Annotated in this window: 18 protein-coding genes, 1 tRNA gene and 1 pseudogene; 3 read left to right on the top strand and 17 right to left on the bottom strand. The window is 57.7% G+C overall.

Going from position 1 to position 19901, the window contains the following annotated elements; genetic code table 11:
• Window positions 1-207: 207 nt before the first annotated feature.
• Window positions 208-852 (top strand): class F sortase, encoded by a 645-nt coding sequence (locus tag G556_RS0101745; protein ID WP_028821542.1) that lies wholly within the window; start codon window positions 208-210, stop codon window positions 850-852.
• A gap of 46 nt (window positions 853-898) precedes the next feature.
• On the opposite strand, the gene polA is transcribed toward G556_RS0101745, so the two are convergent.
• Window positions 899-3550, bottom strand: coding sequence for a DNA polymerase I (polA, locus tag G556_RS0101740; RefSeq protein WP_028821541.1), 2652 nt, complete (start codon window positions 3548-3550; stop codon window positions 899-901).
• A 51-nt stretch (window positions 3551-3601) separates the two neighbouring features.
• On the opposite strand from polA, the gene G556_RS0101735 reads away from it, so the two are divergent.
• Window positions 3602-3979: a PaaI family thioesterase gene (locus G556_RS0101735; protein ID WP_028821540.1), complete on the top strand. Its 378-nt coding sequence runs from the start codon at window positions 3602-3604 to the stop codon at window positions 3977-3979.
• Between the two features lie 2 nt (window positions 3980-3981).
• Here the strand turns inward: G556_RS0101735 and G556_RS0101730 are convergent, their stop codons facing one another.
• Complete coding sequence (locus G556_RS0101730) at window positions 3982-4620, bottom strand: ANTAR domain-containing response regulator (RefSeq protein WP_028821539.1); 639 nt, start codon at window positions 4618-4620, stop codon at window positions 3982-3984.
• A gap of 242 nt (window positions 4621-4862) precedes the next feature.
• On the opposite strand from G556_RS0101730, the gene G556_RS0101725 reads away from it, so the two are divergent.
• Window positions 4863-4946 (top strand) — tRNA-Leu (locus G556_RS0101725).
• Window positions 4947-4996: 50 nt separating this feature from the next.
• Here the strand turns inward: G556_RS0101725 and pyk are convergent.
• The 15 genes and pseudogenes from pyk to mraY form a co-directional block, all read right to left on the bottom strand.
• Window positions 4997-6460 carry a pyruvate kinase gene (gene pyk, locus G556_RS0101720; RefSeq protein WP_028821538.1) on the bottom strand — a complete coding sequence of 488 codons (1464 nt, stop codon included), beginning with the start codon at window positions 6458-6460 and terminating at the stop codon, window positions 4997-4999.
• Entirely contained in the window at window positions 6457-7374 is a 918-nt protein-coding gene (locus tag G556_RS0101715; RefSeq protein WP_028821537.1) for an RluA family pseudouridine synthase, read from the bottom strand. The genes pyk and G556_RS0101715 overlap by 4 nt, the downstream gene beginning before the upstream one ends.
• Window positions 7371-7928 carry a signal peptidase II gene (gene lspA / locus G556_RS09845; RefSeq protein WP_051176534.1) on the bottom strand — a complete coding sequence of 186 codons (558 nt, stop codon included), beginning with the start codon at window positions 7926-7928 and terminating at the stop codon, window positions 7371-7373. The genes G556_RS0101715 and lspA overlap by 4 nt, the downstream gene beginning before the upstream one ends.
• A 12-nt stretch (window positions 7929-7940) precedes the next feature.
• Window positions 7941-8363, bottom strand: a complete 423-nt coding sequence (locus G556_RS0101705) for a TraR/DksA family transcriptional regulator (RefSeq protein ID WP_016456591.1) — start codon at window positions 8361-8363, stop codon at window positions 7941-7943.
• Between the two features lie 205 nt (window positions 8364-8568).
• Window positions 8569-9663: a DivIVA domain-containing protein gene (locus tag G556_RS0101700; RefSeq protein WP_028821536.1), complete on the bottom strand. Its 1095-nt coding sequence runs from the start codon at window positions 9661-9663 to the stop codon at window positions 8569-8571.
• A 117-nt stretch (window positions 9664-9780) separates the two neighbouring features.
• Window positions 9781-10071: a YggT family protein gene (locus G556_RS0101695; protein WP_028821535.1), complete on the bottom strand. Its 291-nt coding sequence runs from the start codon at window positions 10069-10071 to the stop codon at window positions 9781-9783.
• Between the two features lie 8 nt (window positions 10072-10079).
• Window positions 10080-10535, bottom strand: a complete 456-nt coding sequence (locus tag G556_RS0101690; RefSeq protein ID WP_028821534.1) for a cell division protein SepF — start codon at window positions 10533-10535, stop codon at window positions 10080-10082.
• A 96-nt stretch (window positions 10536-10631) separates the two neighbouring features.
• Window positions 10632-11357 (bottom strand): purine nucleoside phosphorylase YfiH/LACC1 family protein, encoded by a 726-nt coding sequence (locus G556_RS0101685; protein WP_338048830.1) that lies wholly within the window; start codon window positions 11355-11357, stop codon window positions 10632-10634.
• Window positions 11358-11663: 306 nt separating this feature from the next.
• Window positions 11664-12611 (bottom strand): annotated as a pseudogene (ftsZ, locus tag G556_RS0101680) (cell division protein FtsZ); the annotation flags it as partial.
• Between the two features lie 210 nt (window positions 12612-12821).
• Window positions 12822-13538 (bottom strand): cell division protein FtsQ/DivIB, encoded by a 717-nt coding sequence (locus tag G556_RS09840; RefSeq protein ID WP_051176533.1) that lies wholly within the window; start codon window positions 13536-13538, stop codon window positions 12822-12824.
• Entirely contained in the window at window positions 13535-14968 is a 1434-nt protein-coding gene (gene murC, locus G556_RS0101670) for a UDP-N-acetylmuramate--L-alanine ligase (protein WP_028821531.1), read from the bottom strand. Before murC ends, G556_RS09840 begins: the two co-directional genes overlap by 4 nt.
• A complete protein-coding gene (gene murG, locus G556_RS0101665) occupies window positions 14965-16065 on the bottom strand; it encodes an undecaprenyldiphospho-muramoylpentapeptide beta-N-acetylglucosaminyltransferase (protein WP_028821530.1) in 1101 nt (366 codons plus the stop codon). Before murG ends, murC begins: the two co-directional genes overlap by 4 nt.
• Entirely contained in the window at window positions 16062-17336 is a 1275-nt protein-coding gene (gene ftsW, locus G556_RS0101660) for a putative lipid II flippase FtsW (RefSeq protein ID WP_155941712.1), read from the bottom strand. The genes murG and ftsW overlap by 4 nt, the downstream gene beginning before the upstream one ends.
• Window positions 17337-17351: 15 nt before the next feature.
• Complete coding sequence (gene murD / locus G556_RS0101655) at window positions 17352-18836, bottom strand: UDP-N-acetylmuramoyl-L-alanine--D-glutamate ligase (protein ID WP_028821528.1); 1485 nt, start codon at window positions 18834-18836, stop codon at window positions 17352-17354.
• The gene (gene mraY, locus G556_RS0101650; protein ID WP_028821527.1) at window positions 18818-19888 is read right to left on the bottom strand and encodes a phospho-N-acetylmuramoyl-pentapeptide-transferase; all 1071 of its coding nucleotides are present in this window, start codon (window positions 19886-19888) and stop codon (window positions 18818-18820) included. The genes murD and mraY overlap by 19 nt, the downstream gene beginning before the upstream one ends.
• Window positions 19889-19901 lie beyond the last annotated feature (13 nt).

Below are 19901 nucleotides of genomic sequence, written 5' to 3'. Positions count from 1 at the left end.
TAATGCATTACTCGAAATCTGGCGTTGCCGCTACGTCTGGGCACGCGAAAACACAGCAAACTCAAGCTTAACTGCCAACCTCTGTGGGGTCAATCGAGTGTGCATTTGCCTTTCCCCAGCTTCTTACCCGTTTCCAATTCATTTAGATATTCAAAGTCATTTGTTACCCTTACAGAGCGCCTGAAATTAACCATTGCTAGGGGAAAAATGAGTGGAAAAATAGGCAAAGCAGCGGCACTCCTGGTCATTTTTTTGTTGATTGTCGCCGGGGCCATCTACGCCTTAAACAATCGCAAGGTCGACACACCCACGCCGGCTAACGTGCAGACGCCTACCCAACCTGCGATCCCTGAAGGTTGCCCTACGACCCCCGATATTGTCGATGACCCAACCCAGCTATTGGTCATCGGCACAGACACTCCCCTGAAGATGATGTCCCTCGGCCTCGACAGCGAGGGCGCTGCTCAGGCTCCCCCGCCGAACGAAGGCCACACAGTCGCGTGGTTTACTGGTGGGCCCAAGGTAGGCTCGCCCGAAGGTATGGCCACTCTGAGCGCCCATACCTATCGCTATGGTGGTGGCCTTGGAAACGACCTGATCAACGGCGCCTGGACCGAGGGTAAAACCGTAATCAAGATCAGCAACGACGAGGGCAAATCAGCCTGCTACCGCTACTCCGGCTCCAAGCACCTGTGGGTTGCCGACTACAACCCGGAGGTAAACGGAGACCTGATCTACGACGACGAGGGCTCCCCGAGGTTCTCTCTTACGGTTTGCTCCGATTATCCGGACAACGGATCGGACGTGACTCTGGGCCGCATGATCTTCTACGGCGATCTGATCACCGGTTAAACTTTTAAATAAAAATAGCACTGATTTCCAGCGCTATTTTTTTGCTCTAATGAGCCGCGGAATGCCACGTCTTTCCATAACCGACGGAAACATCTAGCGGCACCTTCAGCTCGGCAGCGTTGGCCATCTCGTGGACGACCAGTTCCTCGACGTGCTCACGTTCGCCCTCTGCCACCTCGAGCACGAGTTCATCGTGCACCTGAAGCAGCATCCGCGATTTGAACTCGCCTGCCTTCAGTTTCTCGTCGACCCGCAGCATGGCTATCTTGATGATGTCGGCCGCCGAGCCTTGAATCGGAGCGTTCAGCGCAGCCCTCTCTGCCATCTGTCTGCGTCGCCAGTTCGACGAGTTCAAGTCTGGCAGATACCTGCGCCTGCCCAGCAACGTCTGGGTGTATCCGGTCTTCCTGGCCTGCTCGACAAGCCCCTCGAGGTAGTCGCGAACCTGGCCAAATGTGGCGAAGTAGTCCTCCATCAACTCGTTCGCCTGAGCGACGGAGACGCCGATCCTGCTCGACAAGCCGTATGCGCTCAGCCCGTAGGCCAGACCATAGTTCATCTGTTTGACGTGTGCGCGCATCTGCGGAGTGATCTCGCTGGCGTCAACCCCGTAAACCTTCGCAGCAGTATCGGTGTGGAAATCGACGCCGCTGCGGAAGGCGTTGATCAGGTGCTCATCGCCCGAGGCATCGGCCATTACGCGCATTTCGATCTGCGAGTAATCGGCACTCATCAAGCCATCGAAGCCGTCGCCGACGACGAAAACATCACGAACCCTGGCCCCCGCTGTGGTGCGCGTCGGAATGTTCTGCAGGTTCGGGTCCGTAGAGCTGAGCCTGCCGGTTGCCGTCACGGTCTGCTGGAAAGTCGTGTGGATCCTGCCATCTGATGCAACTGCGGCAAGCAGACCATCGACCGTCTGACGCAGTTTGATGGAGTCGCGATATGCCAGGAGGTGCTCCAAAAACGGGTGCCGGGTGGAGGCGTAAAGCGTATTCAATGCCTCGGCGTCCGTGGTGTAGCCAGACTTGATCTTCTTCGTCTTTGGCAGCTCCAGCTCTTCGAAAAGAACCTTCTGCAGTTGTTTCGGAGAACCGAGATTCAGCTCGTGACCAATCGACTCAAAAGCCTTGCTCTGAGCCTCAACCACGCTGGCGTCGTAGTCGTCGCGCAGCTTTTCTAGGCCGTCAGTGTCGACGGCTATGCCGGTGAATTCCATCTTCGCTAGGACTTTCTGCAGCGGCATTTCGACGTCGTTGAGCAGCGAGACCTGACCAACCTTGTCGAGTTCACTGGTCAGCGCCTTGCGGAACCCAATTACCGCAGCCGCTCGATTCATGGCTGCCTCTGCGGCTTCTGCCCCACCAAAATCTAGGGTCGCCTGTCCGGCATCTTCATCGGTTTTAAGCTCTCGGCCCAGGTAACGGATAGAGAGATCCGCGAGCTGATAGCTGCGCTGATCCGGATGCAGCAGATAGGCTGCAAGTTCTGTATCGCAGGCCAACCCCTCGATCTGCCATCCCCTGTCCCAGCAGGCCAGGCATGCCGTTTTTGCGGAATGGATGACCTTCTTCTTCTGAGGATCCGCTAGCCAATTGGCGAAAGCATTTTCCTCCGTGGAATTCGACTCAGCAACATCGAACCAGGCGGCTTTGCCGTCAGGGGTTGCGAGCGCGATTGAATTTATATCGCCCTCAACGATCTCAAGATCCATGCCGAGCAGATCGCCGTTTTCTTCGAGCCAATCGGCCAATTCACCGGGTTGCAGAACGGAACCGTCGATTTCCACCTGCTCTGCGACCTCTTCACCCTCCTGCGGGAACGTGGTAAAGAGCCGTTCACGTAGGGTGCGGAACTCGAGAGCATCGAAAATCTCGTGCACCTGCTCGCGATCGTACTCCCGCATGTTTAAATCATTCAGACCAGCTGAGAGCTCCAAATCCCTGACGAGCCTGTTCAGCTTCCTGTTGCGCTTTACGTCGTCGAGGTGGGCACGCAGGGAGTCGCCAACCTTGCCCTTGATCTGATCAGGGTTGGCCAATATGTTCTCCAGGCCGTCGTAATTAACAATCCACTTGGCAGCTGTCTTCGGGCCGACGCCCGGAACACCGGGCAGATTGTCGCTGGTCTCACCGACGAGGGCCGCCAACTCGGGATAGCGTTGCGGTGACACACCGTACTTAGCCTCGACGGCCTCCGGGGTCATCAGATCCATCTGCGAAACACCGCGCTTCGGATACAAAACGGTGGTGTTCTCGTTGATCAGCTGGAACGAATCGCGGTCGCCGCTGACGATCAGGGTCTGCCAGCCAGCGTCGTTCGCCTGCTTGCTGAGGGTTGCTATGACATCGTCTGCCTCATAGTTTTCCTTTTCTACATAGACGATGTTCAACGCCGTCAAGACCTCGCGAATCATGTCCACTTGGCCCTTAAACTCGGGCGGAGTCTCCGGACGGGTCCCCTTGTAGTCGGAATACTCCTTCGTCCTGAAGGTGACGTGAGACAGATCGAAAGCTACGGCGATGTGCGTCGGCTGCTCGTCGCGCAGCAGGTTGATGAGCATCGAGGTGAAGCCGTAAACAGCATTCGTGTACTGCCCGGTATTCGTAGAGAAATTCTCCGGCGGCAAGGCGTAAAAAGCCCTGAAAGCCATCGAATGTCCGTCGATCAGAATGAGCTTAGGTCTGTTTTCGGCCATGGCCCGACTCTATCGCACAGAGTAAAAACCAGCTCGTGCCATTATGGAGGCATGGATCAGCTGAACAGCGCATTCGACGAAAAGCTCGGCCTCGAGATTACAAAGGCAACCGCCGAGGAAGTTCGGGGCCAGGCGCCGATAGCCGGAAACACCCAGCCGGCAGGCAGGTGGCATGGCGGGGCCAGCGCTGCCATGATCGAGACGCTCGGCTCAATCGGCGCGAGCGAATGGGCAGGTGACGGAAAAATTGCGCTTGGTACTGAATTATCCGTCAGCCACCTGAAAGGAGCGCGTGGCGACTACGTTCAAGGAGTCGCCAATGCGCAGCACCTGGGCTCGACCAGCGCGGTATACACCGTGGAGCTGACAGACAGCGAAGACCGGCTGATAGCAGTCGGCCGGCTGACCTGCAGACTTATCTCGGCCTAGACCTACTCTTTCTCGCCGTTCTCGTGGGCGATAACCCCACTCGCCACCTCGCGCATCGACTTACGCAGATCCATGGCGGTCTTCTGGATGAAACGAAAAGCCTCCGGCTCAGTCATGCCCAGGGCCTCCTGGAGGATGCCCTTCGCCTGATCGATGATCTTGCGAGACTCCAGACGCTCTTCCAAGCTAGCTACCTCATCGTCGAGGGCCTGCATCTCTTGGAACCGCGCCATAGCGATCTCAATCGCCGGAACGACGTCGGACGCATCGAACGGTTTAACGACGTAAGCCATCGCCCCCGCGGTCTTCGCCTTCTGGATCAACTCGCGCTGGCTAAAAGCAGTGAGCATGACGACGGGCGCGATGCGCTCGTCTGTGATGTTCTCAGCCGCAGTGATGCCGTCCATTTTCGGCATCTTCACATCCATCACAACCAAATCGGGCCGAAGTTCCCTGGCCATTTCGACGGCTTTCTCGCCATCTGCAGCCTGGCCTACCACCTCGTAGCCCTGCTCCTCGAGAAGTTCAACCAAATCAAGCCTGATCAGCGCCTCGTCTTCAGCGACAAGCACGCGGGGGCGGGTCACCTTCTCTTCTTTCTCGTTCTTATCAGCGGTTTTAGCCACTTCATCCTCGCTCATCTACTGGGCCATACCCAACGAATAAAAACAAATACAGATCATTTGCGAAAGCAAACGATAACAATTTTTCATTACTCCATTGAAAATGAAAAATCAGCGAAACAAATATGCTTTCGGCTACGACATTAACTCTATTCGCAAAAATCTGTGCAACTTATGGAAAACAAATCATCAATTTGCAAGTCCGTCGTTAGCTAGTAAGCTATCTGTCGTTCGTTTTGCAACGAGCAGCCCACTCCTTAGCCCGAGTGGCGGAATGGTAGACGCGAACGACTCAAAATCGTTTGACCCGAAAGGTCGTGTGGGTTCGACTCCCACCTCGGGCACAAGCTAAAAGATCCCTAGCCAATTGGCTAGGGATCTTTTAGCTTAAGGATTACTCCTTGCCGCCTTCTTTCCAATTCTTATCACGCAATTTATGAACGCGCATGGTGTTGGTTTTACCAGCAACACCAATCGGAGAACCGAAGACGATAACGCTATACTGGCCTTCTTCGCCGCCTAGCTGTTCCTGCAGCATCTTATTGGCATGAGTGACCATCTCTTCGTTAGTTGCGAAATCAGGACTCTGGAATACCTGAGCACCCCAACATAGGGTCAACCAGTGTGAGGTCTGCTCATCGGGGGTAATCGCGATAAGCGGAATACGGTTACGCAGTCGCGATAGGCGGCGAGCAGTATCGCCAGACTGGGTGAAAGCCACCATAAACTTGGCTTCAATCTGCTCTGCTGCCTGAGCTGCGCACATAGCTACAACGCCACCGGTGGTGTGCGGATCCCACTTAATCTTGGAGATCTGCTTAATACCGCGACGCTCGGTACTCTCGACAATCCTTGCCATCGTTTGAACAGTCTCGACCGGGTAAGAACCAACCGAGGTCTCGCCTGAGAGCATGACCGCGTCGGTGCCGTCGAGAATAGCGTTGGCAACGTCGGAAGCCTCAGCGCGAGTCGGGCGAGGCGAGGTGATCATAGAATCCAGCATCTGAGTTGCTACGATAACCGGCTTTGCGAACTTACGCGCCTTACGGATGATGCGCTTCTGGACCAGCGGGACCTCGTCGAGCGGCATTTCGACGCCCAGGTCGCCACGGGCAACCATGAAGCCATCGAATGCGTCGATGATCTCGTCAAGGTTTGCGATGGCCTGCGGCTTCTCCAGCTTGGCGATGACCGGAAGGCGCACGCCCTCTTCGTCCATGATCTCGTGGACGCGGGTGATGTCAGATGCTTGACGCACGAACGACAATGCAATCATGTCAAAGTCATTACGCAGCGCCCAGCGCAGATCGTTCTCGTCCTTCTCACTCAGCGCGGGAACGTTAACGATGGCGCCCGGCAGGTTAATGCCCTTGTGGTTGCTGACTGGGCCGGCAACGGTGACCTTGGCAACAACGTCGGTGTCGGTAACCTCAACGGCCTCCAGCGCAACGTTGCCGTCGTCGATCAAGATCTGATCGCCGACCTTGACGTCGCCCGGCAGGCCCTTGTAAGTGGTCGAGGCGCGCTGGTTGTCGCCAAGCACATCGTCGACAGTAATGGTGAAGTTCTGGCCGTAGCTCAGCTCTACCTTGCCTTCGGCAAAGACACCAAGACGAATCTTGGGGCCCTGCAGGTCGGCCAGCAGACCGATGGTCTTGCCGACCGCCTCACTGGCTGCACGGGTTTCCTGCAGCCTGACAAGGTGCTCGCTGTGGTCGCCGTGGCTCATGTTAAAACGAGCAACGTCGAGGCCAGCCTTCATTAGCTCTTCCATCCGCTCCTGCGTGGAGGTAGCGGGACCTAAAGTACAAACAATTTTCGCTCTACGCACAGTCTCTAGGTTACCTGAGAAATTCATTTATCGCGTAGCTGGTGCCAAGCTGACGACAACTCACGCGGTGGATTGCTCCGAAATTCGACATATTCACCGCTTCCAGGATGAATAAAGCCCAATTTTGCAGCGTGTAGCCATTGCCTGTCCAGACCCACCTTTTCAGCAAGGATCGGATCGCAGCCATAGAGCGGATCGCCCACACAAGGGTGTCCAAAGGCAGACATATGAACGCGGATCTGGTGGGTGCGCCCAGTTTCCAGGTGAATCCTCAGAAGAGTTACGGCGGGAGCGGCCTCGATCGTCTGGTAGTGAGTCACCGAACGTCGCCCGTCGGTGGTGACGGCAAATTTCCAGGCGGAACCAGGGTGCCTGCCGATCGGGGCATCGATAGTGCCGTTGAACGGGTCCGGGTGCCCCTGGACCAGAGCGAAATAAATCTTGTTAACCGTCCTGTCGCGGAAAGCCTGTTTCAGAAGAGTGTATGCGTGTTCGCTCTTGGCGACCACCATCAGACCCGACGTGCCCACGTCTAGGCGTTGGACGATGCCTTGGCGCTCAGGGGTGCCGGAAGTTGAGATCGCATAACCAGCTGCTGCTAGGTGGCTTACCACGTCGGGACCGTCCCAGCCGAGGGACGGGTGCGCGGCGACTCCCGCAGGCTTGTCGACGACGATGATGTCGCTGTCGTCGTAAATGACCTTTAGACCATCAGCGAGCGCGGGACGCACCTTTGCTCTGCGCACCGGCTCGGAAAGATCGATCTCGAGCATCTGACCGCCAAGCACCTTAACCGAAGGCTTCACGGGCCCACCGTCTAGGCGAACCTTGCCCTCATCGATGAGCGTGGAGACCCGCGAACGGGTCAGGCCAGTCATCCGCGAGGCTGCAACGTCGACGCGCTCTCCCTCCAGGCCATCAGGAATTAGCAGAACCTTCATGCCGCATCCTCGTCTAGCTTCTTGGCTTTGCGATCGAAAAACAAGAGCAAAACTATGAAAAGGATAGCTGCGCCAGTGATGCACATGTCAGCCACATTGAACACAGCAAAGTATTTAAGCGAGATGAAATCGATAACATGCCCCCTAAACGGGCCGGGCGGGCAGAACAACCTATCCGTCACGTTTCCAGCAATTCCAGCGAGCAAAAGACCGAAACCAAAGCAGCACCAAATACCCCTGAGCTTGGGAGCCAGAAACGCCAGCACTGCGCCAAAAATAACGATAGAAAATATAGTCAGACCGACCGTGAAGGACTCCCCCATGCTGAACGCAGCACCAGGGTTGAAGTAAAGCTCAAATTTGAGCAGGCCGTTGATGACCGGGATCTGCTGGCCGGAGCTCAATTCATAGATCGCCCACATCTTCGAGGCCCGGTCTATGCCCCAGAAAACTACAGCGAGCCCCAAAAGCACAGCCCAAGAGGCCGCTTTAGACAGCTTCGGGCCAGCATTCAGGGCCGCTATAAATCCTTGATCAGAACCTTTCGCACTCATCGAGAGTCAATGCTAGTGCCTAGCCAGGCGCTTCTTGCAGTTGACGCAGGTGGTTGCGCGGGGAAACACGGAAAGACGCAGCTTACCGATCGGCTCGCCGCACAGCTCGCAACGGCCGTAAGTGCCGTCTTCAAGGGCACGAAGAGCGATGATCGTCTGCTCGAGCATGTCCCGGGAATTGGCGTGCAGGCTCAGCTCCTGATCGCGCTCGAAGTTGGACGAGCCAACGTCGACCGGGTCGCGACCAGCGCCGCCACTACCCTCGCGCAGAAGCTCGTCAAGGTCTTTTTCAGACTCGGCCAAAGATGCCTCGAGCTTGGCGCGATCGGCCTCCAGTTCCGAACGAACCTCGGCGATCTCCTCTTCGGTCCAGGGATCTTCCCCGGGGAGAACCGGAAGCGCTTTCTCCTTCGCGCTAGAAGTCTTGGTAGCCATCGATGACCTCCTTAATAACTTGCGTGAACCTTACACTCTTTTTGCAGATGTGCAAAGGAGTTTTTGAAAATGCCATATTAGCCTCGGCTTAGACAAAAGCAGGCTAAACAAAGATATTCGGATTAAAAGGTAAAAAATATCCGCAAAAAGAAGTTGAGGGCCGAACCCATCGGGATCTGCCCTCAACTTGTTTAGCAAAAGTTAATTATTTGTTTTCCTCAAGCTTGCTTTCTTCGAGCAGCGCATCGAGGCGCGGAGTGGATGCATTCAGCTTGCCCAGCCCGTACATGGCGTTCATGTTCGGAGCTTCATCGGGAGCGAGGTTTAGCTGTTCCAGCGCCTGCAACTGGTTCTGCAGGTGGTTGTTAAGAGACTCACGGAAAGCACCCTCGTAGTTGCGGAGGTTGGTTACGCGGCGAGCCAAAACGTCACGCTCGGACTCCAGCTGGCTGAACAGCTCGGAGCGACGGTTAGTGACCTCGGTGTCGAGGCGATCAGCGCGACCGCGGGCGTCGGCAAGCAGGTTCTCGGCCTTCTCACGAGCCTCGGTGTTTAGACGATCGGACTCGTTCTGAGCGTTGTTGACCAGACGATCGGCAGTTGCCTGAGCTTCAGCGGTGGTCTGCTCAGCGTTGGACTTGGCCTCGTTGGTTACGCGCTCGGCCTCGGTCTTGGCGGTGTCGAGGCGGTTGCGCGCATCGGCCTTGGCGTCGTTTAGCAGGGTTTCTGCCTGCTGAGTGGCCAATTCAACCAGACGAACAACAGCGGGGCTTGCCTGCTGGCTAGTGGTGACCTCGATGTGCTGAACGCCGTCGGTGACCAGACCAAGGTTGGAGCTGGTGATCTCGTCGGCGGTCGGAGCATTGGCAACCTGCTGGGTCGCGGCGGCTAGCTGGGCGCGCAAATTCTCGATCTCGTCACGCTGCTGCTCGCTCTCGGAGCGCAGCCGTTCGTTCTCCTTGCGCAGCTGCTCGTCGCCGGTCTTAGCGACGTCGGAGCTTTCACGAAGCTCGTTCAACTGCGCCAGCAGCGAATCGGCTTCTTCGTCCGCGCGCTGCTTGGCTTCCTTCAGGTTTTCGTTCTCGGAACGCAGCGAGTTTATCTCGTTGGTCAAGCCTTCGGTGTCCGCGGCCTGGCCCTGATCTGCTTTCAGCTTCTCAATTTCGGCGACGAGATCGGCATAGCTGATTTCCAGCTTGTCCATGAAATTATCGACCGCGCTAGCACGGTAGCCGTCCTCGTTCGGCTTGCGCACCATCGGAAAGCGGATGTTGCGCACTTCGTCTAATGACAGCGTCATGAAGGCTCCAGTAGTTCTCACGCACTGCCCTGTCTGGCAGTACCTCGGTGTTTTTGGCCAAACCCTCGCGGGGTTTGACTCAACTAATACTTAATCAGGATAGGCCAAGAAACGCGGCTAAAAGAAAATAAAAAGGGTCAAACGCTGCGCAAAAAGCACAATTACGAAGAGAACCATAAAGCCAAGGTCGAGACTTACAGTGCCCAGAGGAAGAGGCTTGATGTAGCGATTCAAGAACTTAAGCGGCGGATCTGTAAGCGTGTAAACGATTTCGAAAAGGGAGGCGAGCAGTTTTCCTGGCCTCCAGTCGGGAGCGAAGAGAGGCACCCAGCTGATGACCATTCGGCCGATTAAAGCCCACAGATAGATCCTCAGCACCCAATAGATAGCTAGGCCGATAACGACCATTAGTCTCCTTAGCTTTGGTTAAAAAAATCGCCCTTGATGCGCTCTTTGTCCTCGGCGGTCACCTGGACGTTGTTGGGCGAGAGCAGGAAGACCTTGTTGGTCACTCGCTCGATGGTTCCGCGAAGTCCGAAGATCAGACCGGAGCCGAAGTCCACCAAGCGTTTGGCGTCCTCGCCCTCCATGTCTGTTAGGTTCATGATTACCGGCACCCCATCGCGGAACTGCTCGCCAATGGTACGAGCCTCGTTGTAGCTGTGCGGTTGAACCGTGATTATGCGAGATAGATCGGTGATCTGCGGGCCATCTTCGCTTTCGACGGGCCTGATCTGGGTTACGGTGGAGCGCCCCGATTTGTTCTCGGAACGATAGATCGGCTCACTGAACTCCTCGGCGTCGTAGTCGACCGTCTCGTCGTCGGCGACTAAACCGAGCCAAGCCGCTGTCTTCTTCAAAAACCCTGCCATCAAAACCCACCTTCGAGAACACGTGTGACACAAGGTTACCTGGTAACCGTAGCGACGGGCACGCCCGGCGCGCGAAACTCTAAGTAAAGTTTAACGCTACTTTAAAGCTTCCAGCCACACTAGCCCGACTTGCCTACCCGTCTGCGGACCATTGCCGCGGTGGCTGAAAAGGTCGGCGGATTCCCGGGTGCACTTCCCCACCGCCTCTACCTCAACGCCCAGCCGCTCGAGTTGAGCCTTAGCCCCGGCACCCAAGTCCAAGGACGGGGTGCCCCAGGACGTGGTTGCGACAGCCTCGGGGAAATCCTTCTTTGCATCTTGGACCATTTGCTCGGGCAACTCGTAGCAGGATCCGCAAATGTGTGGCCCGATCCAAGCCTTTATCTGGCCGGAGGTTCGCTCCCGAATCGCTTTGACGGTCTCTTCCAGGACGCCGTTCAGCAGCCCAGCCCTTCCCGCGTGGGCGGCTGCGACGCAACCGTCGGCCGCGAAAACGACCGGCACGCAGTCGGCGACCCTGATCATCAGGGTTCGTCCAGGAATAGTGGTTATCGAGGCGTCAGCCTGCGGAAGCGGCGCACCGAAGCGATCACCTAACCATTCGTCGCCAAGCCAATCGCGCTGGTCGGCGTCAGCATCGAATACGGTGACGCCGTGCACCTGATGGAGCGCGACGACGGAATCGAACCCCAGTCTGGACTTTAATGCAGCCATGTTGGAGCGCAAGACCTCCGGGACATCCTCGTCGGTTTTGCCCAGATTGAAACTGGCCAACGGGCCTTCAGAGAAGCCATCATTGCGGTCGGTAAAAGCAACGCCCACGCCGCCATTGCGACGTGGGCTTAGCTCGAAGCAGAACATTTACTACTTCAGGAATTCTGGAATATCCAGGCCGTCGTCCTCGATGTCCTCTTCGACTTTCGCCGCCTGAGTGAAGGGCGGGCGCTCCGCGATGTGAGTGACCTCATCGGAGCCGGTGCCCGGAATCTGGGGCTGGGCAGAACCGATCGGAGTGCGCTTGTGCTCGGTCGGAGCCTCAGAGTGCTGGTTCTGCTGAGCGGACTGCTCGGCAGACTTGCGCTCTGCGGGCTTACGAATCTGCTGAGCCTGCGCCTTGGGCTTGGGTGCGCCACCATCGAAGCCAGCAGCGATGACCGTTACGCGGACCTCGTCGCCGAGGCTGTCGTCAATGACGGTACCGAAGATGATGTTCGCCTCGTCGTGGGCGGATTCCTCGATCAGGCTTGCGGCTTCGCTGACCTCGAACAGGCCGAGATCGGAACCACCCGCGATGGACAGCAAGACGCCACGGGCGCCGTCGATGCTGGCCTCGAGCAACGGGCTATTAACTGCCTGCTCTGCGGCCTCCTGGGCTCGTGACTCGCCACGGGCCGAACCGATGCCCATCAAGGCGGATCCTGCGTCGCTCATGACCGACTTGACGTCGGCGAAGTCTAGGTTGATCAGGCCTGGAGTGGTGATCAGATTGGTGATGCCGGAAACACCTTGCATCAGCACCTGGTCGGCCTCGTGGAAGGCCTCGAGGATCGCAATGCGCTTGTCGGTCAACTCGAGCAGCTTGTCGTTTGGAATGACGATCAAGGTGTCGACTTCCTGCTGCAACGTCTCGATGCCAGACTCGGCCTGACGAGAACGACGCTTACCCTCGAAGCTGAACGGACGCGTCACAACACCAATGGTCAGCGCGCCGAGTGAACGGGCGATCTTAGCCACGACGGGCGCGCCGCCGGTGCCGGTGCCGCCGCCCTCGCCTGCGGTGACGAAGACCATGTCGGCACCCTTAAGGGTCTCCTCGATCTCATCGGAATGATCCTCAGCGGCCTGCCTGCCCTTCTCTGGGTCGGCACCAGCGCCAAGACCGCGCGTCAACTCGCGACCAATATCGAGCTTGACGTCAGCGTCGCTCATCAATAGAGCCTGTGCATCGGTGTTGATTGCGATGAATTCAACACCCTTCAGGCCTGCTTCAATCATGCGGTTAACAGCATTGACGCCGCCGCCACCGACGCCGACAACCTTGATGACCGCTAAGTAGTTCTGCGACGCAGTAGCCACCGAGCCCGCCTCATTCCTTATATCGAAAGTACAAAACCCATCATTTCAGGGCAGATAGCCCGCCAGTTGGGCTGATCTTCATTGTGTCAAAATTACCAAAACAAATGGCCAGCCCACACGGGTATCCACTCGAAAGGTTATGCGCCTGGGCGAAAACTGTCTATTGGAGGCGGATTAAATCTAAAAAGCCTAAAGCTCAACTCAAGACTTTTAGCTAATTGCGGGATTCGATGGGGCCGACACATCGTAATTTTGTCCCGGCTGAGCTAGCAGTGGCACGAGAACCCTGGCCTTCTCTGCGCTGTTGTCTGAGCTTCCCCAGTTGACCAATCGATCGCCCGTGAGCTCGAGAACGATGTGTTCGGGGCTCATGGCATTCGTCGCCGTCACCTGTTCCAAGACCTCTGCGGGCAGCACCTTGAGCACCTCTGCGACGTCCACCAGCAACTCAGCATCTGGAGACTGCGCGAGTGCCCTGGGCAGCTCCTCATTGGGCTCGCTGGCCGAGTAGAAGGCAACGCCCTCCTCGTCCACCCAATGCCACTGCTCGCCCACGCGAAGCTGGAAGAGCGGAGTTCGCTCTGTGACCTTAATTTTAATCGAGCTAGGCCAGCCACGGCTCACCTTGACCGATTTGACCGGCGGCAGCGTCGCGACACGCTCCCCGAGCTCGCCCAGATTTTGTCTGGCCAACGGAATGCCCATCTGCACCTGCGCGGCCTCGACAACCTGCTCGCTAGTGACCAGCGAATTGCCCGTCACCTTAACGTTCTTCGCGGTAAAAACCGACGAGAAAAAGGCGAGCCAAGCCAGCGCTGCTGAAAGCAACAGAACGACCAGCAAGACAGCTAACCGCCTAAGCCTCGTCTTTCTGGCGGCACGCCTCTTTAAATCAATCTTGGGCCTGATGTCTCGAACATCGCTCATCGGGCTACTACACTCGCTCCGGCTTCGGCAAGCTGATCGACGAGAAGCGGACCGACGATCGTTACGTCTCCAGCGCCTAGCGTCAGCACAAGGTCCCCTCCCCTGCAGATCCGGGCAAGCTGTGCGGGCAGCTCAGATTTGTCCTCGACGTAATGCACCTCGGGACCGTCTATCTTATCCACGACCAACCGACCGGTGACACCCTCGATGGGGTCTTCCCTGGAGGCGTAGACGTCAGTCACTACAGCAACATCCGCCAGGGACAGCGCCTGGCCGAACTCTTCGGCAAATTCCTGGGTTCTGCTGTACAGGTGGGGCTGGAAACAGGCAATCAAGCGGCCATTCGGGTTCACCTTTCGGGCAGCCTTCAGCGCGGCCCGCAACTCCGTCGGGTGGTGGGCATAGTCGTCGTAGATGTGGACGCGACCATCGGGCAGGTCAACCGCGCCGACCGCCTGAAAGCGCCGGAACGTGCCAGTGAATTTCGCCGCAGCAGCCGAGATCTCCGCAGGCTCGCAACCGAGTAAACGCGCCACGATGAACGCGGCAGCAGCGTTTAGCAGGTTGTGCTTGCCGGGAACCTGCAGGGCCAACCGGAAGTCGCCGTCCGCGGTGTGCAGCGTCGTCTGGGCGTGCAGGCCATCGAAGTTAAAGTCGCTTAAGCTAACATCTGCTTTCTCGGATTCGCCGTAGGTCGTGACCTTGCCGCCTCCCGACCGGACGATCTCAGCCAGTTCTGCGGCGCCAGGGTCGTCGGCGCAAGCAACGACGTGGCGTACGGAGGTTGCCGTCGCAAACTTAGTGAAACCGTCGTGATAGTTGTTGGTAGTGTGCCAGTTATCTAGGTGGTCTGCCTCGATATTCGTGACCACCGCGATATTGGTCGGATACTGCAAGAACGAACCGTCCGACTCGTCCGCCTCGACGACGAACGCGTCCCCCTCCGCAAGTTCAGCGCTGGAGCTAGTTGACGCCAGCGGAGAACCGATGACATATGAGGGCTTGGCACCCACCTCGGTCAGGATCTCGGCGATCATCGCGCTCGTGGTTGTCTTACCGTGTGTACCGGCCACGGAGATACCGATCTTTCCGATCATAAGGGCCGCCAGTGCAGCGCTCCTGTGCCAAACGCGTAGGCCGCGCTTCCTGGCTTCGACGAGCTCGACGTTTTCTTGGCGGATCGCAGAGCTAACCACCAGCGTGTCGACGCCGTCCAGATGGTTGACGTCGTGGCCGACGCTGACGGGAACGCCCGCGGCCGCTAGCCTGCGGAGGTTCTTAGACTCGACCTGATCACAGCCGCTGACGCAAGCACCAAGCTCCTGATACGCGAACGCGAGGCCGCTCATGCCAGCACCGCCAATCGCCAGAAAATGTAGCGACCCCGCCTGGCTAGCAGGCACCAACTCAACTGGTTCGATCAGACTCATGCCAACTCCAAAATCTCGTGAGCTAACTTTTTCGCGGCATCAGCAGGCATCAAGGCGCTGGCTGCCTTACGCATTTTGCGAAGTCTTCCGGGTTCAAGCAGAACGTGCACCTCATCCATCAGCCGGGCTGCGCTCAGCTCGCTGTTTGCAATCAAAACTGCGGCCCCGGCTGCGACGCTCTCATGGGCGTTCAGTGCCTGCTCGCCATTTCCTATCGCCAGCGGAACAAAGATGGCAGGCAACCCCACCATCGCGGTTTCCACAACGGTGCCTGCGCCTGAACGTGCGAGCATGAAATCTGCTGCGGCATAGGCATCGGGCATGTTGTCCACGTAATCAACCGGCACATAACGCGCACCGGACTCGTGCTGACGGATCACGGCGTCCTTTGGGTAGTTCTTTGGCCCCCACACGTGTAGGACGCTGATGCCTTTCCACAGCAGCTGATCCAACGCGCCAATCGTGGCATCGTTTAGCGTCTTTGCGCCCTGCGAACCACCACTGACGAGCAGCACCGGTCCGTCCTCGGGCAGACCAAACTGTTTACGGGCAAGCTTTCTGACCACGTCTCGATCTTCGGCAAGGGCAAGCTCAGTGATCTGCTTGCGCGCGGGCAGCCCGATGCGAACCCCGCCGGGCAGCGCCGTCGCCGGGAAAGTGGTGAACACCTTTGCCGCGAACCTGGCACCTAGCTTATTAGCCATGCCGGGACGAACATTCTGCTCGTGAATGACCACTGGAATCCTCAGACTACGGGCGGCAAGATAAGCCGGCGTCGATACGTAACCGCCGTATCCGACGACCACGTTGGCACCGGACTCACGCAAAATCCTACGGCTCCTGCGCATTGCGTTAGAGAGTCGCACTGGCAGCTTCACTAGGTCCGCGTTTGGGCGCCTGGGCATCGGGACTGCGGGGATTAACTCAAGATCCAATCCGGCCGCGGGAATGACCTTGGTTTCGAGCCCGCGCTCAGTACCAATACAGGTCAGCTTCACATCGGGGCAGGCGTCCTTAAGCGCTTGTGCAGTCGCGATCAATGGCGACGTGTGTCCGGCAGTTCCGCCACCGGCCAAAACAATGCTAGGGGTGCTCATCTTTTTCGACCGCCTTTACCGGTATCGACGACGCTAATCAGTTTGGGATGCTTCGCCGTCTTTGCCTTTCTAAATTCTATTGCTGCGGGCTCGTTCCTGGCAGCAGCCAGCAACACGCCGATGCCAGCCACGTTAGAGATCAGCGCGGATCCTCCCTGGCTCAGGAACGGCAGCGGCACACCGAACACCGGCAGCAGCCGCATGACCACCGCGATGTTCAACACAGCCTGCAGGCAGATCCATGCCGTAATCCCTGCGGCTGCATAACGGAAAAACGGCTGCGCAGAACGAAGCGCGATGCGCATCCCCACATAGCCGAGCAACGCGAATAAACCGATGACGATCATCGACCCCATCAGGCCGAGTTCCTCGCCCAAAACCGCGAAGACGTAGTCGGTCTGAGCGCCGTTGTAGAGGCCTCCCCACTTTTGCAGGGAACGACCCGGCCCGAGCCCCCACCAGCCACCGCTGGCGAGCCCGTAGATGGCGTTCAGGGGCTGATCCGAGCCGTCGGTGGAATTGCCCAAGAAGCTGGTGAATCTTTTCACTCGCTCGGAATCGAAGAGGATTAGCGCGCCCACCCCAACAGCCGCCGCCCCGCCCAGGCTGAGCAGAATCAGTGGCGGAGCTCCGACGAACCACAGTGTGGCGAACATGATGATGAAGATGATCACAGCGGTGCCGAGGTCGTGCTGGGCCAAAACCAGACCCAGCACCACGCCGTAGCCCAGCAGCAGCGGAAAGAGCAGCCGCTTAGGCTCGTCGAGCGTTTGCCTGCGGTTAGCGAATATGCTCGCTGCCCACAGCACCAAAGAAAACTTCGCAAACTCGGAAGGCTGGATGGAGCCCAATGCCCCTAGTCGCAACCAAGACCGGTTTCCGTACTCGGCATGACCCAGCGGTGTGAAGACGAGCACAAGAAGAAAGATGCTAACACTCAGGGAGATCCAGCTGAGCGCGTGATAGTGCACCATTTTGAGCCGAGAGAGCAACCAGGCAACCGGCAGCGCAAGAATCAGGAACACGAGCTGACGGACGAAAAAGTGATACGGATTGCCATAGTTAACGCTCGACCAAACCGTGCTGGCAGAAAGCACCATGACCTGACCGATAGCGATCAGCAGACCGGCGACGACCATAAGCATGTAGTAGTCGGCCATCGGATCGTTCAGCCGGTTCGTCAGCCTCTTAAGCCTATTGTTGGCGCGCAGGCGTTCCTCAATGACGGGATTTTGTGCTCGCATATTCGTCGAACGCCGTACACTCGCCATCCGAGCCCCTCCCGTTTATCTCGAAGTGATGTCTTTAACTGCTTTTGCGAAATCGTCTCCGCGCGCGTCGTAGCCGGTCCACATGTCGCGGCTGGCTGCTCCCGGTGCCAGTAATACTGTGTCGCCGGGTCTGGCCATTTTGGCTGCTTCGGCAACCGCGTCGGCCATAACTCCAGTGTCGCCTCGATCGAGCACGATCAGCGGAACCTCGGGCGCGTGTCGTCTCAACGCGTCCGCGATTACCTCGCGGTCTATGCCAAAAACGACCGCCCCGGCCAGCCTGTCGGCGTGTTCAGTGACTAGTTCGTCAAAGGATGTGCCTTTGGTCTGGCCACCGGCCAACCACACGATGCTGTCGAAAGCCTGCATAGAGCTGTTCGCGGCGTGCGGATTCGTCGCTTTCGAGTCGTCGACCCAGGTGACGCCATCGCTAGTGGCCACGGTCGCGATTCGGTGCCCGCCAATGTGCAGGTCGTTCAGACCCTTCTTGATGGCACCGCCGGGAACTCCGAAGCTGCGGGCTAAAGCAGCCGCAGCCAGTGCATTCTCCACGTTGTGCGGCGCGAACGGCACCACATCCGAAAGCTCGGCTAGCGGAAGCGCGGAACTCTGCCGTTTTTCGACGAAAGCTCGATCGACGATCGCGTCGTCCACCACGCCGATCATGCTCAAACCAGGGATGCCTCGAGTGAACCCGATGGCCCTTGCGCCCTCGACGACTTCGGCCTCCTCTACCATTTTCATGGTTTCAGGTTCAGAAGCGTTGTATACGCAGCTGTGCGTGACGTGTTCGAAAATTCGAGCCTTGTCGTCGCGATATGCGCGATAAGCGTGCGCCTTGTCAGCAGTCCACGGCTCGTACCACTCCAGGTGGTCCTCGTGCAGGTTTAGCACCGCCGCCGAGTGGAGACTCAGCGAATGAGACCAGTGCAGCTGGAAGCTGGACAGCTCGATGGCGAAGACGTCGTAGTCGATCTCGTCGTTGATGGCCTCGATGATCGGACGACCGATATTGCCGACCTCGGCAACCTTAAGCCCAGCCGCGCGAAGCATCGAGGTGAGCATCTGAGTGGTGGTCGTTTTGCCGTTAGTGCCGGTTACACCCAGCCACGGCACGACACGATCGGGGTGCATGAAACGCCAAGCAAGTTCGACGTCGCCCCAAATCGGAACGCCAACCTCAGCGGCCTGAGCAAGAAGCGGGTAACTGGGACGCCAGCCCGGAGAGGTGACCACTAGATCGGTGCCTCCAGGAAGCTTCGCCGAGGCGCCTGGCCCAAGACAAACCTTGCCGTCCAAAGCCTCAATAATCTGGGCGTGCTCCCTGTTGACGTCGGAGTCGTTATCGTCGAGCACGGTAACGTTTGCGCCCGCCTCCAGTAGCGCGTCCGCGCAGGCGTAACCAGCGGTTCCGATGCCCGCTACGACGACGTTGGCCGCCGACCAATCCGAATTACGGTCGGCGTCAGCTAGCCAATCTTTCACTGTCCTATTACCCATCCCGTGTAGAAAACTGCGAGGGCCATGCTGACCGAGATGCCGCAGATGATCCAGAATCGAATCACCACGGTTACCTCTTCCCACCCGAGCAACTCGAAGTGGTGGTGGAGCGGAGTCATCTTGAAGACTCGTTTGCCCTTAGTGGCTTTGAAGTACGAAACCTGGATGATTACGGAGGCCGCCTCGATGACAAAGAGCAGGCCGAGAATGACTAGGAGCAGCTCGGTGCGCGTCATGATGGCGAGACCGCCGACTGCCGCTCCAAGAGCCAGAGAACCAGAGTCGCCCAAGAAGATCTTCGCAGGCTTCGCGTTCCACCAAAGGAACGCAAAACATCCTGCCGCGAGTGCCGCAGAGATGATTGCCAGGTCCCAGGGATCTCGCGAAATGTAGCACTGGGGATCCGCACCTGCGCCGGAGCCACACCACTGGTTTCGCTGCCAGATGGTGATCAGTGTGTACGCGCCGAAAACCATCGTCAACGAACCAGAAGCTAGGCCATCCAGGCCGTCAGTGAGGTTCACCGCGTTGGAGGACGCCGTAATTAAAACAATCATAAAGATGATCGCGAGCACGATCGGCAGCTTCAACCAGGAGATGTCCCTGGTGAACGAGATCATCTGTGATGCCGGACGAACGCCATAACCGTCGGGAAATTGGAGGGCTAAAAACCCGAACACGCCACCGATCAGCGCCTGGCCGATCAGCTTTCCCCTGCCCGTTAGCCCTAGCGAACGCTGGTGGCTGATCTTCGTCCAGTCGTCGATGAACCCCAACAGCCCCGCGGCAACCAGCAAGAACAATAGTAGAAGCCCACTGATCGAGGGTGGCGTCCAGAAGACAAGGTGAGAAATTGCGTAGGCCAAAACCACAGAGAAGATGATCACGATGCCACCCATCGTCGGGGTGCCACGCTTGGTTTTATGAGTGGTCGGGCCATCATCGCGGACGAACTGGCCGTACTCGTGTTTGGTCAGAAACTTAATGAAAAATCTAGTGCCGACCAACACCATCAGCAGCGTAAGCACGCCAGCCGTAACGATGAGTTTCATGTTCTCCTCGCCT

Source organism: Propionimicrobium lymphophilum DSM 4903, assembly GCF_000423485.1.
Lineage (GTDB): Bacteria > Actinomycetota > Actinomycetes > Propionibacteriales > Propionibacteriaceae > Propionimicrobium > Propionimicrobium lymphophilum.
This window is presented reverse-complemented; position numbering and strand designations above follow the sequence as displayed.